Source organism: Roseivivax sp., from assembly GCF_054552075.1.
The window spans coordinates 66,363-81,146 of the sequence record NZ_JBTOLZ010000022.1 but is presented as its reverse complement, the minus strand read 5'-3'; the positions used below and the strand labels follow the sequence as shown (position 1 = coordinate 81,146).

Below are 14,784 nucleotides of genomic sequence, written 5' to 3'. Positions count from 1 at the left end.
TGGCGCACCGACTATAATCACCACCGCCCCCACACGAGCCTCGACGGGCTCACCCCGTGGGAATATCACCAACGGTCGAAAGGGGACCAAAACCTGAACAGAGCGAACTAAAGAACGCGGACTCTACGGGGAGCAGGTCAAGGCTGAGATCTGGGACATGGTCATTAAATACGCCAAGATGCAGGGTGTCGTCGGAATTCACTTCGATGAATGCCAGCACGTGTTCACCGATGAAGGGCACCGGACAAACCAGCAAGTCCTGGATAGCTTCAAAACCCTTTTGAAGGAGACCCGATGGCCACTGATGTTGATCCTCTCCGGCATACCAAGTCTTGCGGCGCAAGTCGCGAAGGAACAGCAACTCGCGTATCTGCTGCGGACGGTCCGTTTCGAGTGTATCAACCTTGAATGCAAGAGCGACATGGAAGAGCTGCTCCAGCTAATGTTCTGCTATGCCAACAAGGCGGGATTGGATGTGGCTTCGCTTGCGACGCAAGATTTCCTGGAACGGTTGGCCTTTGCCGGTTGCTATAGGTGGGGCTTGGTCATTGAACTCTTGATTGAGACCTTCACCCTGTGCCACCTCGCTGGAGAGGTTGTCTGTTCAAAGGATAGATTTTCCGAGGCCTTTTCTCAGAAATACTCAACAGCAATGGGCTATTCGCCCTTCTCATTGCCGGATTATCGGGATAGCTTTGACCAGAAATTTCTGTCAAAAGCACTCAATCGATCACAATGATCAATAAGGCTACGACTGATAGGGCCCGCCGCCGGCGGGCCTTTTCTTTTGCCGTATGCCAACTCCCATGCGCACGTTTTTTGTCCCAGTGCGCACGCTTATGACCCTCCGTTGCGTGGCTCCCCAAAATTACAAAATAAAACCAGATACATAAATCTGATTCGAATTGACCGAATCGGTCGGGCGTGCATTCTTAGCCCCCGTTGGCATGATCTTGATCGAGCAAACGCTCTTCGACCGGCTGGCTAGAGGTAAGCAGCAGCCGTTCGCGCGGCTGTCACCCGGCAGGCCAAAGTCACGCGATTTCAAGGGGTGTGATGTCCGAAACGTCGATCTCTTCCGCGCCTTTGATCAGTTCGTAATTCTTCTGAAGGTTGGCCCAATAGTCGGGCGTGGTGCCAAAAAAGCGGGCAAGGCGAAAGGCCGTGTCGACCGAAAGGCCGACCTCTTCGCGGCAAAGCCGCTCCATCCGGGTACGCGGCACGCCGGTGCGCCGAGCGAGCGTCCCGGTGCTCATTTCGAGGGGGGCCAGGTAGAGTTCGCGCAGCACCTCGCCCGGGTGAACTGCGACCTGCATCCGTGTCATCTCATCGCCTCTCAGTGGTAGTCCACGATCTCGACCTCGGCCGGACCTTTGTCCGTCCAACGAAAACACACGCGCCATTGTCGGTTGATCCGCACGGAGTGCTGACCCGCACGATCCCCCTTCAGCTCTTCAAGGTGGTTGCCAGGAGGGAAGCGCAAATCCTCTAGGACCACCGCCGCATCGAGCGCCGCTAAGATCGCGCGGGCCCGCTTCACCAGATCCGCCGGAAAGCGCTTGCCGTAGGTTCCGCTCATGGCGCCTGCGGCGAGCTTGCCCTTCGTGCTCTGGATCATGCTCAAAATGTATCATGGTGTGATACGAATTCAAGCGCAGTAAAATGCAGCAGCGAAAATAGCGTCGCCTGACTTGATCAGCAAAGCGGCGGCCCGACCCCCACCCCTCTCGGGCAGGGGCCGGGACCACCCCCCCTCAGCGCTCCCCGTAGCCCCCCGAGGTGGGCGTCACCACGACCACCGCGTCGCCGGGGGCGACCTGGGACTGGTCGGCGGCGCGCAGCTCTTCGGTGGTGCCGTCGGCGCGGTGGATCTCGGTGCGGCCGACCCGGCCCGCGCCTCCGCCGGCGACGCCCTGGGGTGGGCGGCTCCGGTGGGAGGAGAGGATCGCCATCTCCATCTCCTCGAGGAAACGGATGCGCCGGGTGGTGCCGTCGCCCGCCACAAACCGGCCCGAACCGCCCGAGCCCGCGTCGATGCGGAAATCCTCGAGCAGCACCGGATAGCGCAGCTCCAGCACCTCGGGGTCGGTCAGCCGCGAGTTGGTCATATGCACGTGCACCGCGTCGGTCCCGGCAAAGCCCGTCCCGTCGTTCCGCGCGCCGGCGGGGCTGCCCGAGCAGAGCGTCTCGTAATACTGGTGCCGGGCGTTGCCGAAGGTCAGGTTGTTCATCGTGCCCTGGCTGTTGGCCATGGCCCCGAGCGCCCCGAAGAGCGCGTTGGTCACATGCTGCGAGGTCTCGACGTTGCCCGCGACCACCGCGGCGGGATGGCGGGGCGCCAGCATGGAGCCCTCGGGGATCACGATGCGCACCGGCCGCAGGCAGCCCGCGTTCATCGGGATCGGCGCCTCGACCATGACCCGGAAGACGTAAAGCACCGCCGCGCGGGTCACCGGCTCGGGGGCGTTGAAGTTGTTCTTCCGCGCCTCGGAGGTGCCGGTGAAATCCACCGTGGCCTCGCACTTCTCGCGGTCGACCGTGACCTTCACGCGGATCTCCTGGCCGGTGTCGGTCTCATAGGCGTATTCGCCGTCCGAGAGCCGGCCGATCACCCGGGCCACCTCGGCGGCGGCATTGTCCTGGACGTGGCCCATGTAGGCTTCGACCACCTCGAGGCCGAACTGGCCGATCATGGCGCGCAGCTCGGCGGCGCCGCGGGCATTGGCGGCGACCTGGGCCTTGAGGTCGGCGATGTTCTGGTCGGGGTTGCGCGCGGGATAGGCGTGGTCGGTCAGCACCTCGCGGATCGCGGCGTCGCGGAAGCGCCCGCCCTCGACCAGGCGGAAGTTGTCGATCAGCACGCCCTCTTCCTCGACGCTGGTGGCGAGCGGCGTCATCGAGCCCGGCGCGACCCCGCCGACATCGGCGTGATGCCCGCGCGAGGCCACCCAGAAGAGGATCTTGGCGCCGGCCTCGTCGAAGACCGGGGTGACCACGGTGATGTCGGGCAGATGGGTGCCGCCGTTGTAAGGCGCGTTCAGCGCGAAGACATCGCCCGGGCGCACCGCGCCTTCGTTCAGGCGGATCACCGTCTCGACCGAGCGGTCCATGGAGCCCAGGTGCACCGGCATATGCGGCGCATTGGCCACGAGCGCCCCGGAGGCGTCGAAGACCGCGCAGGAAAAGTCGAGCCGTTCCTTGATGTTGACCGAGCGCGAGGTCTTCTGCAGCGCGACGCCCATCTGTTCGGCGATATTCATGAAGAGGTTGTTGAAGACCTCGAGCAGCACCGGGTCGGCCTTGGTGCCGATGGCGCCGGCGCGGTTGGCGGCGGTGACGCGGCTCATCATCACGTGGTCGCGGGCGGTGACCTCGGCGCGCCAGCCCGGTTCGACCACGATGGTCTGGTTCGGCTCGATGATCAGGGCCGGGCCCTCGACGTGGCGGCCCGGGGTCAGCGCCGCGCGGCGGACGACGCGGGCGTCGTGCTGTTCTCCGCCCGAGAAGACCGGCACGGTGTCGGCCACTTCGGCTTCGCCTTCGGAGAGATGCCCGCTGGGCTCGGGGTCGGCGGCGGGTTCGGCGGCCTGGCCCTCGATCTCGGCGGCCTCGATGACCAGCGTGCTGTCGGGGGCGGTGAAGCCGAACTCGGCCTCATGGGCGGTCTCGAAGGCGGCGCGGGCCTTGGCGATGTCGCCGTCCCAGGCGACCGGGATGGCGGTGTCGGTGCCGGCGTAGCGCAGGTGCAGGCGCGGGGTCAGGCTGCGGCCTTCCTCGGCCACGCCCTGGGCGGCGAGCTCGGTCGCGACCTCGGAGGAGAGCTCCTCGAGCGCGGTCTCGATCCCGGCGCGGTTCTCTTCGGAGAGCTCGGTCTCGAGCGCGCGCTGGCGCGCCTCGGTCACCCGGGCGAGCCCGATGCCATAGGCCGACAAGAGGCCCGAAAGCGGGTGCACCAGCACCTTGGTCATCCCCAGCGCATCGGCCACCAGGCAGGCGTGCTGCCCGCCCGCGCCGCCGAAGGCGTTGAGCAGGTAGCGCGTCACGTCGTAGCCGCGCTGCACGCTGATCTTCTTGATCGCATTGGCCATGTTCTCGACGGCGATGCGCAGGAAGCCCTCGGCCACCTCCTCGGGGGATTTGCCCTCGGCCTTGGCGATCTCGGCGAATTTCTCGGCCACGGCGGCGCGGTCGAGCGGCTGGTCCTGGCCCTTGCCGAAGATCGCCGGGAAGTAATCGGCGTTGAGCTTGCCGAGCATGACATTGGCGTCGGTCACGGTCAGCGGGCCGCCCCGGCGGTAGCAGGCGGGCCCGGGATCGGCGCCGGCGCTGTCGGGGCCGACGCGGAAGCGGCCGGGCTCGGCGTGCAGGATCGAGCCGCCGCCCGCGGCGACGGTATGGACGCGCAGCATCGGCGCGCGCATCCGCACGCCCGCCACCTGGGTCTCGAAGGCGCGTTCGAAGCTGCCGTCGAAATGCGCCACATCGGTGGAGGTGCCGCCCATGTCGAAGCCGATCACCCGGTCCTCGCCGGCGATCTGGCCGGTGCGCGCCATGCCGACGACGCCGCCTGCAGGGCCCGAGAGGATGGCGTCGCGGCCCTTGAAGCGGTCCGCGGCGGTGAGCCCGCCCGAGGACATCATGAACTGCAGCGTCGGGCCGTCCTGATCGGGGGGCGTGGCACCCAGGGCGCCGGCCACCTTCTCGACGTAGCGCGACAGGATCGGCGTGAGATAGGCGTCGACGACGGTGGTGTCGCCCCGGCCGACAAGCTTGATCAGGGGTGAGACCTCGTGGCTGACCGAGACCTGCGAGAGCCCGGCGGCGCGGGCGGCCTCGGCCAGTTGGCGCTCGTGCTCGGGGGCGGTCCAGGCGTGCATGAGCACGATGGCCACCGCGTCGATGCCGTCGGATTTGGCTTGGCGGAGCGCCTCGGTCGCGGCCTCGAGGTCGAGCGCCTGCTCGACGGTGCCGTCGACGCGCACGCGCTCTTCGACCTCGACCACGCGGTCGTAGAGCATCTCCGGCAGCACGATCTCCTTGGCGAAGATGTCGGGGCGGTCCTGGTAGCCGATGCGCAGCGCGTCGCGGAACCCCTTGGTGATCAGGAGAAGCGTGCGGTCGCCCTTGCGTTCCAGCAGCGCGTTGGTCGCCACGGTGGTGCCCATGCGGACGGTGCCGACGCGCTCGGGCGGGATGGCGCCGGGGTCGACGTCGAGGAAGCGGCGGATGCCCTCGATCGCGGCGTCGTCATAGGCGCCGGGGTTCTCGGACAGGAGCTTCAGCGCCGAGAGCGCGCCCGAGGGATCGCGGCCGATGACATCGGTGAAGGTGCCGCCGCGGTCGATCCAGAAATCCCATTTTCCCGTCGTCTGCTGCGCCATGCCTAGCTCCTCAATGAGTATTCACCGACAAATCGTTGACAAAATATAGGTGTCTGGTCAAGCTTCCCGCATCCGGGCCAAGGGCGGCAGGTCCGGGGCTGCCAAAAGCCGCCCGCACAACAACAGGGAAATCCGCAATGACCATGAGTACCTTTCGCACTCTGCCCGCGGCGCTGATCGCCGCATCGCTCGCGCTGCCTGCTGCGGCGGCGGAATGGGACATGCCGACGCCCTATGGCGACAGCGTCTTCCACACCCAGAATATCCAGCAATTCGCCGAGGATGTCTCCGCGGCGACCGACGGGTCGATGACCATCACCGTGCATTCGGCGGGCTCGCTTTTTGCCCATCCCGAGATCAAGGACAGCGTGCGGCGCGGGCTCGCGCCGATCGGCGAGGTGCTGATGTCGCGGCTGGCCAACGAGGACCCGATCTTCGCGGTCGACTCGATTCCCTTCCTGGCCTCGAGCTACGACGAGGGCCGCGCGCTCTGGGAGGCCTCGCGCCCGCTGGTCGAGGAAAAGCTCGCCGCCCAGGGGCTGACGCTGCTTTTCGCGGTGCCCTGGCCGGGCCAGTCGATCTACACCCAGGAGCCGGTGGAAAGCGCCGCCGACCTCGAAGGCGCCTCGTTCCGGGCCTATAACGCCGCGACCGAGCGGCTGGCGCAGCTCATGGGCGCGGTGCCGACCCAGATCGAGACCGGCGACATCCCCACGGCCTTCGCCACGGGCCGGGTCGACGCGATGATCACCTCGCCCTCGACGGGTGTCTCCTCGCAGGCCTGGGACTTCACCTCGAACTACACCGACACCCAGGCCTGGCTGCCGAAGAACATGGTGATCGTGAATTCCTCGGCCTTCGACGGGCTCTCCGAGGCCGAGCAGGAGGCGATCCTGTCCGCCGCCGAAGAAGCCGAGACCCGCGGCTGGGAGATGTCCGAGGCCGAGACGGAATCGAAGATGGCCGAGCTCGAGGAGAACGGCATGACCATCTCGGCGCCCTCCGAGACGCTCTCGGGCGAGCTGGCCGAGATCGGCGAGACCATGACCCAGGAATGGCTCGAGGACGCCGGTGCGGAAGGCCAGGAGGTCATCGACGCCTATCAGTCCAGCATGTGACGGACCTTCGGGCGCGGCGGGGCCGGGCGTCCCGCCGCATCCGTCCATTCCCAACCGAAGGGGCACGACATGCGCCGATTGCTCGACCGCATCTACGACCTCGCGCTGTGGCTGGCGGCGCTGACCTTCGCGCTGATCGCCGTGCTGGTGCTCGCGCAGATCCTCGGACGGCTGACCGACCGGGCGGCCCGCGCGCTGGCGCTGCCGCCGCCGGGGCTGACGGTGCCCTCGCTGGCCGAGTTCGGGGCCTTCCTTTTCGCCGGCGCGGTCTTCCTGGGCCTCGCGGGCACGCTGCAGGCCGGCGGCCATGTCCGGGTGAAGCTGCTGATCACCGCGCTGCCCGAGACCGCGGCGCGCTGGCTCGGGGCCGCGGTCGCGGGCGGGGCGGCGGCGCTGGCCGGTTTCGCCACCTGGTCGAGCCTCCTGCAGGCGCTCGACAGTCTGAAATTCAACTCGGTCAGCTACGGCGTCGTGCCGATCCCGCTGGTGATCCCGCAGGGGGTGATGACGCTGGGGCTCGCGCTCTTCACGCTGGCGATCCTCGACGCGATGGTCACCCAGATCCGCGGCGGCACGCCCGCCCATGACGCGGCCGAGGTCAAGGACGGGGGCAAGTCCTGATGGAAATCGCAACGCTCGCGCCGCTCCTGGTGGTGGTTCTTTTCGGCGCGCTGGCGCTGGGCCTCTGGGTCGGCTTCGCGCTGATCGCGGTGGGGCTGGTGGCCATGCTGGCCGCCGCCTCGGCACCGCCAAGCCTGGTCTTCGCCACCAAGGTCTGGGGCGGGCTGACCGTCTGGGACCTGACCGCGCTGCCGATGTTCATCTGGATGGGCGAGATCCTGGTGCGATCCCGGCTCTCCTCGGACATGTTCTCGGGGCTTGCGCCCTTCACCGCGAAGCTGCCGGGGCGGCTTCTGCATGTGAACGTCATGGGCTGCGCGCTCTTCGCGGCGGTCTCGGGCTCCTCGGCGGCGACCACGGCGACCATCGGGCGGATGTCGCTGCCCGAGCTGAAATCCCGCGGCTACGATGACGCCATGGCGATCGGCACGCTGGCGGGCTCGGGCACCTTCGGCTTCCTGATCCCGCCCTCGATCATCCTGATCGTCTACGGCGCCGCCACCGAGCAATCCATCGCCCGGCTGTTCCTCGCGGGCGTGGTGCCCGGCTTCATGCTGGCCGCGCTCTTCGGCGGCTACATCATGCTCTGGTCGCTCTTGAACCGCAGCCGCATGCCCGAGGCCGAACCCGCCGTCGACCGGCGCGAGGCGCTGGGCGCCGCCGCCCGGCTTCTACCGGTCCTGGGGCTGATCGTGGCGGTGATCGGCTCGATCTACCTCGGCATCGCGAGCCCGACCGAGGCCGCCGTCATCGGCGTCACCGGCGCGCTGATCCTCGCCGCCGTGACCGGCGCGATGAGCTTTCGCGGTTTCTTCGACTCGCTCCGGGCCGCGACGATCACCACCTGCATGATCGCCTTCATCCTGGCCGGGGCCTCCTTCCTGACGGTCGCCATGGGCTACACCGGCATCCCGCGCGAGCTGGCGCGGCTGATCGGCGACATGGGGCTGTCGCCCTATGCGCTCCTGGCGATGCTGACGGTCTTCTTCATCGTCATGGGGATGTTCCTCGACGGGATCTCCATCGTGGTGCTGACCGTCTCGATCATCCTGCCGATGGTGGTGGGCGCGGGCATCGACCCGATCTGGTTCGGGATCTTCCTGGTGCTGGTCGTGGAGATGAGCCAGATCACCCCGCCGGTGGGCTTCAACCTCTTCGTGATCCAGACCATCACCGGGCGCGACATCTTCACGGTCGCGCGCTACGCCGCGCCCTTCTTCCTGCTTCTGGTGCTGGCGGTGGCGATCCTTTCGGCCTTCCCGGGGATCGCGCTCTGGCTGCCCGGGACGATGCTGTCACGATGAGCGCCGAGGGCAAGAAGACGGGCATCGGCCCGGTCGTGAGCTCGGCCCATCTGGCGGCCTCGGGCATGCCCGAGCTGTCCGAGGTCGAATATGCGCTGACCATGGCCAACCACGCCTTCCAGCGCTGGATCGTGCGCTGCATGGATGCCGCCGGGGCGCCGGGCATGGCGCCGCTCGAGGTGCTGATCCTGCATCTTGTGAACCACCGCGACCGGGCCAAGACCCTGGGCGACATCCGGCTGGTCCTGCATGTCGAGGACGCGCATCTGGTCAGCTACGCGGTGCGCAAGCTGTCCGAGCGCAAGCTGGTGGTCACCGCCCGGCAGGGCAAGGAAAAGGCCGTGGAGATCACCGAGGAGGGCGCCGCCCTCTGCGCCCGCTACGCCGAGGTGCGCGAGGCGCTGCTGGTCGATCTCGCCCGGGAGAACGGCTTCCGCCCCGAGGAGATGTCGCGGCTGGCCGCCCTCCTGCGGGCGCTCTCGGGCAGTTACGACCACGCCGCCCGGGCGGCGACCACGCTTTGAGGGCGCTGGCCGCGCTGGCGGGCTGGGGGCGCTGGCTCCTGATCGCGGGGCTTGTGGTCGGCACGCTTCTGCCCGGGCTGGCGCGGGCCTTCGCCCCGGCGATCGTGCCGCTTCTGGCGGTGCTCCTTTGCCTTGCCGCCCTGCGCGAGGGCCCGCGCGCCGCGCTGCCCGCAAGGGCGGGGCTGCGCTCCGGGCTGACGGCCACGCTGGGCCTGCAGTTCGCGCTGCCGCTTCTGGCGGGGGCCGCGCTTTGGGCCGGGGGGCTTCTGGAGGCGCCGCTCGCGCTGGCCGCGCTTCTGGTCTTCGCGGCCGCGCCGATCACCGGGGCGCCGGGGCTCGCGGTCATGTCCGGGGCGGATGCGGGCGCGGCGCTGCGCCAGCTGACGCTGGGCACGGCGCTTCTGCCGCTGACGGCGCTGCCGGTCTTCGCGCTGCTGCCGGTCTTTCCCGACCCGATGGCGGTCTTCGGCGGGGCGCTGCGGCTCCTTTTGCTGATCGCGCTGGCGGTGGGGCTTGCGGGGCTCCTGCGCCGCGTGGTCCCGGCGCTGACCCGGCCCGAGGCGCGCCCGGCGATCGACGGGGCCATGGCGCTGGCCATGGCGCTGGTCGTCGTGGGCCTGATGTCGGCGCTGGCCCCGGCCGCGCGCGACGCGCCGGGGGCCCTGGCGCTGACCTTCCTGTTTGCCTGGGCGCTCTACCTCGCCCAGAGCCTCGGGGCCTGGCGCATCGGCCGGCGGATGACCGCGAGAAGCGAGGCCCGGGCCTTCGCGATCTCGGCGGGCAACCGCAACCTCGCGCTCTTCCTCGCGGCGATCCCGCCCGAGATGGCCGCGCCCTTCATGGTCTTCATCGGCTGCTACCAGGTGCCGATGTATCTCACGCCCCTGGTGCTGCCGCGGCTGACGGGCCGGGACTGAAGGCCTCGACGCAGAGCACCGTCGGCAGGTGGCGGGCGATCTCGTCCCAGCTCTCGCCGCCGTCGCGGCTGCCGAAGACCGAGCCCGAGTTGGTGCCGAAATAGACCCCGGGGTCGGCCTCGCGGTCGGTGGCCATGGCCTGCCGCAGGACGGTGAAGAAGCAGTCGCGTTCGGGCAGGCCGGCCTGGCGCGGGCTCCAGCTCGCGCCGCCGTCCGAGGTCTTCCAGACCTTGGCCGAGGCGCCGGGCGGGAAGCGCCCCTCCATGTCGCCGTTGAGCGGCAGCACCCAGGCGGTCTCGGGGTCGGCGGGATGCACCGCGATGGGAAAGCCGAAGGTCGAGGGCAGGCCCGCGCCCGCCTCCTCCCAGGAGCGTCCGCCGTCGGCGGAGCGGAAGGTGCCGTGGTGGTTCTGCTGCCAGATCACGTCGCCCGCCGCCGAGGGCGCCCGGACCATGTTGTGCACGCAGAGGCCGATCTCCTCGGGGCTGCCCGCCGCCGGGTGGCCCGAGGTCGCCGCGGGCGTATTGGCGCGCCGCACCCGCCGGTCCCAGGAGGCGCCGCCGTCCTCGCTGGCGAAGACGCCCGCGGCGGAAATGCCGACCCAGAGCTTCTCGGGCGCGCGCGGGTCGCTGAGGATCGTGTGCAGGGTCAGCCCGGCGGCCCCCGGGGCCCAGTCCTTGGCGGTCGGATGCTCGGTCAGCGCCTCGAGCGCGGTCCAGCTCATGCCGCCGTCGGTGCTTTTGGCCAGCGTCGCGGGCTTGGCCCCGGCGTAGAGCGTGCCCTGGCTGTAGTGCAGCGACCAGATCGCATCGAGGCTGTCGCCGAAGGGCGCGTCCTCGGCGGGCTCCTGGCCGAAGAAGGCGCGCATCTCGGGGTCATTGGCGAGCCAGGTGTCGATTTCGCCGCGCGAGAGCTTGGTCAGGGTCCATGTCGTGCCGCCGTCCTCGGAGCGGAAGACGCCCGCGCCGTGGAAGTCGTTGCCGCCTCCGGCCCAGAGCGTCCCGCCCTCGGCGTCGCCCGCCATGTGGTTGATCGGCCAGCCGTCGCAATGCGGCCCGCTCACGGACCAGGTGGCGCGGTCCTCGGAGGTGAGGATGAAGGCGCCCTTGGTGGTGCCGACGAGAAGATGGAATGCCATGGCAGCGCCTCCCCGGGGTGGTTCGGCGCGAGGGTAACACGGGGTGCGCCGCGGGAGGGCGGGAAAATGGGGGGGTGGTTGGAAGGTGGGGCTGGAGAGCTGGCCGTTGGGGTTCGAGGACTGGTCGTTGGGGTTGGGAGCGGCTGGGGCAGGTGAGCTGGAAGGGGAGCGTGCGGGCGGATTGGGGCTTGTGCCGCTATCGATGGGTCATCGGGCCCAATGTCGCCGCGCATCAGACCGCCTCAACCCACCTTCAGAGACGCACCACACTTACCACCCGATACACACCACGCCTGCCACCCGACACGCACGATGCCCGCCACCTGACACACCCGACACGCACCGCGCTCACCACCGAACACACCGCTGGGACGAAGCACCCCCTTGCGCCCGAATAGCACCGAAGGTGCCGGGCGCGCGCCGGACCGGCCCCTTGGGCCGGCGCTCCTTGGGATGGCGTGCCTAGCTCACAGTGCGCCCTGACCTTGCTGCCATAAAGTGCGCAGCCCAGAGGTCAGAAGCGCCGGCCCCCGGTCCGGCGCGCGCCCTCTGGTGGGAGAGCTGATAGGGGGCAGGGCGTTGCGCGACAGGGTGGAGCGGGGTCCATTGGTTGGAGAGGGGGGAGGGCCGCTGAGGATCTCAAAGGAGAGAGGCCGCGCGGGCTCAAAGGCGCGCGGTTCCAGTACCCCGGGCGCCGCACGGCCTCATAGCCGCGCGGCTTTAAGGGCGAGCGGCACCAAGAGGCCCCGGGGCCGCCCGGTCTCAAAGGCTTGCGGCACCAAGTCCCCGGGACCGCGCGCGCTGATAGCCTTGCAGCCCCAAGAACCACCAGGCCGCTCGGTCTCAAAGCCTTGCGCCACCAAGACCCCCGGCGCCACACGGCCCCATAGCCGCGCCGCACCAAGCCCCGCCAGCGCCCAGTCCCACGCCACCTGCGCCCCGCTTACTCCGCCGCCTCCGTCTCCGTCGGGCTGCCGGCGTTCTCCGGGCCGGCCTCGCCCAGGCGCACGGCGCCGTTGGAGGCGGTGCGGTCGGCGGCCGAGAAGTCCCAGGCGGTCAGCCCGGCCCAGGCGACGACGGCGATTGCGATCACGGCGGCAAAGCCCAGGATCATGGCTTTCATGGCTGCTCCTTCTTGGGTGCGGTCTCGCGGCGCAGGTAGGCGATCAGGTCCGCCCTGTCGCCCGCGCCGGTGATCCGCTGCATCGGCATCTTGGTTCCGGGTATATAATGCGCCGGGCCCTGATCGAAGAGGGCGTCGATCGTCGCCGCCTCCCAGACCAGATCGGAGCCCGTCAGCGCCTCGGAATAGCTGTAGTCCGAAAGGCTGCCGGCGGGGCGCCCGAAGAGCGCATAAAGCGACGGGCCGGCGCGGCGCGCCGAGCCCGGGGTCAGCGTGTGGCAGATCGAGCACTTGCGCTTGAACTGCCGCTCGCCGTTGGGCATCGCCTCGGGATCGCCGAGGAAGGCCATGTCGCCGGTCTGCATCTGCGGCTGGTCCGAGAGGCTCTCGACCGGCCAGCGGTGCACGGCGGAATCGAGCCCGGCGGCGTAAAGCGCCTGGCCCGTGGGGTCGAAGGCCAGGGCCCAGATCGGGCCCCGGGTGGCGGCGCGGAAATCGCCCTCGATGCTCCAGCGGTCGGTGGAAACGACCGAGATGAAGCCCTCGCCGTCGCCGATGGCGAGGCGCGCGCCATCGGGCGTGCGCGCCAGCGCCAGGATCGGGCGGCGGTCAAGCGTCAGATCGGCCCGCGCCGCGCCGGTCGCGAGGTCGACCACCCGGGTCACCCCGTCGACCGCGCCATAGGCGAGCCAGCCGGCGGCCTCGTCGATCACCAGCTCGTTCAGCCCGAAGCCATGTTCGACTAGGCGGGCGCGCTCGGTGCCCGCGGGCAGGTCCCAGATCCGCAGGCTGCCGTCGGCGGAGGCGGAATAAAGCACCGCGCCACCCTCGGCGAAGGCCAGGTCGTTGACCGGCCCGTCATGGCCCGAGAGGAACCGCCCCGGCCCGCCGTCGCGCGGCCAGAGCCCGATCACCCCGTCCCAGCCCGCCGAGGCGATCAGCCGCTCGGAGGCCGCCAGCGCCACCACCTTGCCCCGGTGCCCCGTGAGCCGGGTCGCCGCCCCGGTTGCGAGGTCCCAGCGGATCAGGTCGAAGTCGTCGGCGGCCGAGACGGCCTCGCGCTCGGAGAGGAAGATCACCGCGTTGACCGCGGCGGCATGGCCGTCGTGCCAGTGCGGCGTGCCGCCCTCCCAGAGCCCCACGGCGTTGTCGAAGCTCGCCGTGGCGACGCGGCCCTCGGGGCTGACGGCGACGTCCATGACCGGCCCGCCGTGGCCCTCGAGCCGCAGATAGGGCAGCTCGGCCGCCGCCGGGGCGGGGCCGAGCGGCGCCTGAAGCGCGGCAAGCGCTGCCAGCGCGAGGGCCGGGGCGCGCAAGGCCGTCACTCTGCCGGGGTGGCCCCTGAGGCCCCGCGCGCCGGGCCCGCGCCCTCGGAGAGCTTCTTCTCGGCCCAGAGCGAATGGTGCTCGCGCGCCCATTGCTCCTCGACGTCGCCCTGGCCCATGGCGTCGAAGGCACCCTCCATGCCGATCGTGCCGATGTAGATATGGGCGATGATCACCGCCATCATCACGAAGGCCACGATGGCGTGCCAGAGCTGGGCGAACTGCATCTCTTCCTGCGGTTCGAGATCGGTGGGGAAGCTCTCCATGCCGATCAGGCTGGGCACGCCCCAGGAGTTCAGATGCGCGAAGGTCGGCTCGAAAAGCGTGATCTGGAACGGAAACAGCAGCGCCACGCCCGAGGCCGAGACCGAGACCCCGAAGATCACGACGACCCAGAAGATCATCTTCTGGCCGGCGTTGAACTTCTTCGCGGGCGGGTGGCCCTTGGTGAAGATGCCGCCGCCCTTGGCGATCCACTTCAGGTCGGTGAGATCGGGGATGTTATGCGCCACCCACATCACGAAGACCATGATCAGCCCCAGCATGAACGCCCAGGAGACGTTGTTGTGCAGCCACTTTGAGCCGATGGCGATGTCCGAGAAAAGCTCGAGCCCGAAGACCGGGATCAGGAACTCGCGGCCCATGAGCGTGATCAGCCCGGTCAGCGCCAGGATCACGAAGGAGCCCGCGATCAGCCAGTGTCCGAAACGCTCGATTCCGGTGAAACGCTGGATGCGGCGGCCGGTCTTCTCGCCCTCGATGCGGATCCGGCCCTTGATGAGGTAGAAGAGCGCCAGAAGCCCCATGGTGCCGAGAAGCAGGTAACCGCCCCAGTGCAGCACCGGACCCTCGCGCAGCTCGAGCCACCACTGGCCGCCGCCCTGCATGATGACATTGGAGGCCGGGCCGCGCGCCTGGGTAGTGATCTCGCCCTCGTCGAAGCGGAAGGCGCGCCAGAGGTCGGCGTCGGAGGCGCCGCCGAGCGTGCCGAGGGGCCCGTCCGAAGCGCTCTCGGTGGGTTCGCGCACGCCCGTCAGGGCGCGGCGGGCGGCGGTGTCGTCCGAGGAGAGACCCTCCTGGCGGCGCAGGATGTCCTCGAGCGTGGTGGTCGCGGCGTCGGGTTCGGCGCGCTGCACCTCGGGGTCGACCGCCTGGGCCGCGCCCATCTGGGGCAGCGCCATGAGGGCCGCGAGGACGATCAGGAGCGAGCGGAGAAGGTGCATGGGTCTGCCTCCCAGAGGTCGGATCCGGCGCGGGCGGCTCGGCGCGGCGCGGGACATCGGAAATGCGGTCAAAACAGTCACGGGGCTGCGTCCGGGTGAAGCTGCGGCGT

14 protein-coding genes are annotated in these 14,784 nt (G+C 69.3%); 7 read left to right on the top strand and 7 right to left on the bottom strand.

The features are described 5' to 3' along the window. Together ACX938_RS15620 and ACX938_RS15615 are read left to right on the top strand one after the other, a co-directional pair. On the top strand, window positions 1–111 hold a 111-nt coding region (locus ACX938_RS15620), incomplete at its 5' end, for an integrase core domain-containing protein (RefSeq protein ID WP_459430238.1). 46 nt (window positions 112–157) lie between these two features. After that, window positions 158–739, top strand: coding sequence for a hypothetical protein (locus ACX938_RS15615; protein WP_459431742.1), 582 nt, complete (start codon window positions 158–160; stop codon window positions 737–739). Window positions 740–1,034: 295 nt separating this feature from the next. Here ACX938_RS15615 and ACX938_RS15610 read toward each other — a convergent pair whose 3' ends face one another. From ACX938_RS15610 to ACX938_RS15600, 3 genes are all read right to left on the bottom strand, one after another. Then, window positions 1,035–1,325 (bottom strand): HigA family addiction module antitoxin, encoded by a 291-nt coding sequence (locus tag ACX938_RS15610; RefSeq protein ID WP_232753497.1) that lies wholly within the window; start codon window positions 1,323–1,325, stop codon window positions 1,035–1,037. Window positions 1,326–1,336: 11 nt separating this feature from the next. Then, entirely contained in the window at window positions 1,337–1,618 is a 282-nt protein-coding gene (locus ACX938_RS15605) for a type II toxin-antitoxin system RelE/ParE family toxin (RefSeq protein WP_459431741.1), read from the bottom strand. A gap of 136 nt (window positions 1,619–1,754) precedes the next feature. Further along, window positions 1,755–5,381, bottom strand: coding sequence for a hydantoinase B/oxoprolinase family protein (locus ACX938_RS15600; RefSeq protein WP_459431740.1), 3,627 nt, complete (start codon window positions 5,379–5,381; stop codon window positions 1,755–1,757). A gap of 137 nt (window positions 5,382–5,518) precedes the next feature. On the opposite strand from ACX938_RS15600, the gene ACX938_RS15595 reads away from it, so the two are divergent. From ACX938_RS15595 to ACX938_RS15575, 5 genes are all read left to right on the top strand, one after another. Next, a complete protein-coding gene (locus ACX938_RS15595; protein ID WP_370634913.1) occupies window positions 5,519–6,499 on the top strand; it encodes a TRAP transporter substrate-binding protein in 981 nt (326 codons plus the stop codon). A gap of 69 nt (window positions 6,500–6,568) precedes the next feature. After that, window positions 6,569–7,120, top strand: coding sequence for a TRAP transporter small permease (locus ACX938_RS15590; protein WP_232753500.1), 552 nt, complete (start codon window positions 6,569–6,571; stop codon window positions 7,118–7,120). Then, window positions 7,120–8,424, top strand: a complete 1,305-nt coding sequence (locus tag ACX938_RS15585) for a TRAP transporter large permease (protein WP_459431739.1) — start codon at window positions 7,120–7,122, stop codon at window positions 8,422–8,424. Before ACX938_RS15590 ends, ACX938_RS15585 begins: the two co-directional genes overlap by 1 nt. Beyond that, a complete protein-coding gene (locus ACX938_RS15580; protein WP_232753502.1) occupies window positions 8,421–8,948 on the top strand; it encodes a winged helix DNA-binding protein in 528 nt (175 codons plus the stop codon). The genes ACX938_RS15585 and ACX938_RS15580 overlap by 4 nt, the downstream gene beginning before the upstream one ends. Next, a complete protein-coding gene (locus ACX938_RS15575) occupies window positions 8,945–9,865 on the top strand; it encodes a hypothetical protein (RefSeq protein WP_459431738.1) in 921 nt (306 codons plus the stop codon). The genes ACX938_RS15580 and ACX938_RS15575 overlap by 4 nt, the downstream gene beginning before the upstream one ends. On the opposite strand, the gene ACX938_RS15570 is transcribed toward ACX938_RS15575, so the two are convergent. The 4 genes from ACX938_RS15570 to ACX938_RS15555 all read right to left on the bottom strand — a co-directional run bounded on the left by ACX938_RS15570 (window position 9,825) and on the right by ACX938_RS15555 (window position 14,674). Next, complete coding sequence (locus tag ACX938_RS15570) at window positions 9,825–11,003, bottom strand: WD40/YVTN/BNR-like repeat-containing protein (RefSeq protein ID WP_459431737.1); 1,179 nt, start codon at window positions 11,001–11,003, stop codon at window positions 9,825–9,827. The two genes, ACX938_RS15575 and ACX938_RS15570, sit on opposite strands and share 41 nt — an antisense overlap. 943 nt (window positions 11,004–11,946) lie before the next feature. Then, window positions 11,947–12,126 (bottom strand): hypothetical protein, encoded by a 180-nt coding sequence (locus ACX938_RS15565; RefSeq protein WP_232753505.1) that lies wholly within the window; start codon window positions 12,124–12,126, stop codon window positions 11,947–11,949. Next, the gene (locus tag ACX938_RS15560; RefSeq protein WP_459431736.1) at window positions 12,123–13,451 is read right to left on the bottom strand and encodes a c-type cytochrome; all 1,329 of its coding nucleotides are present in this window, start codon (window positions 13,449–13,451) and stop codon (window positions 12,123–12,125) included. The genes ACX938_RS15565 and ACX938_RS15560 overlap by 4 nt, the downstream gene beginning before the upstream one ends. Beyond that, window positions 13,448–14,674 (bottom strand): formate dehydrogenase subunit gamma, encoded by a 1,227-nt coding sequence (locus ACX938_RS15555; protein WP_459431735.1) that lies wholly within the window; start codon window positions 14,672–14,674, stop codon window positions 13,448–13,450. The genes ACX938_RS15560 and ACX938_RS15555 overlap by 4 nt, the downstream gene beginning before the upstream one ends. Window positions 14,675–14,784 lie beyond the last annotated feature (110 nt).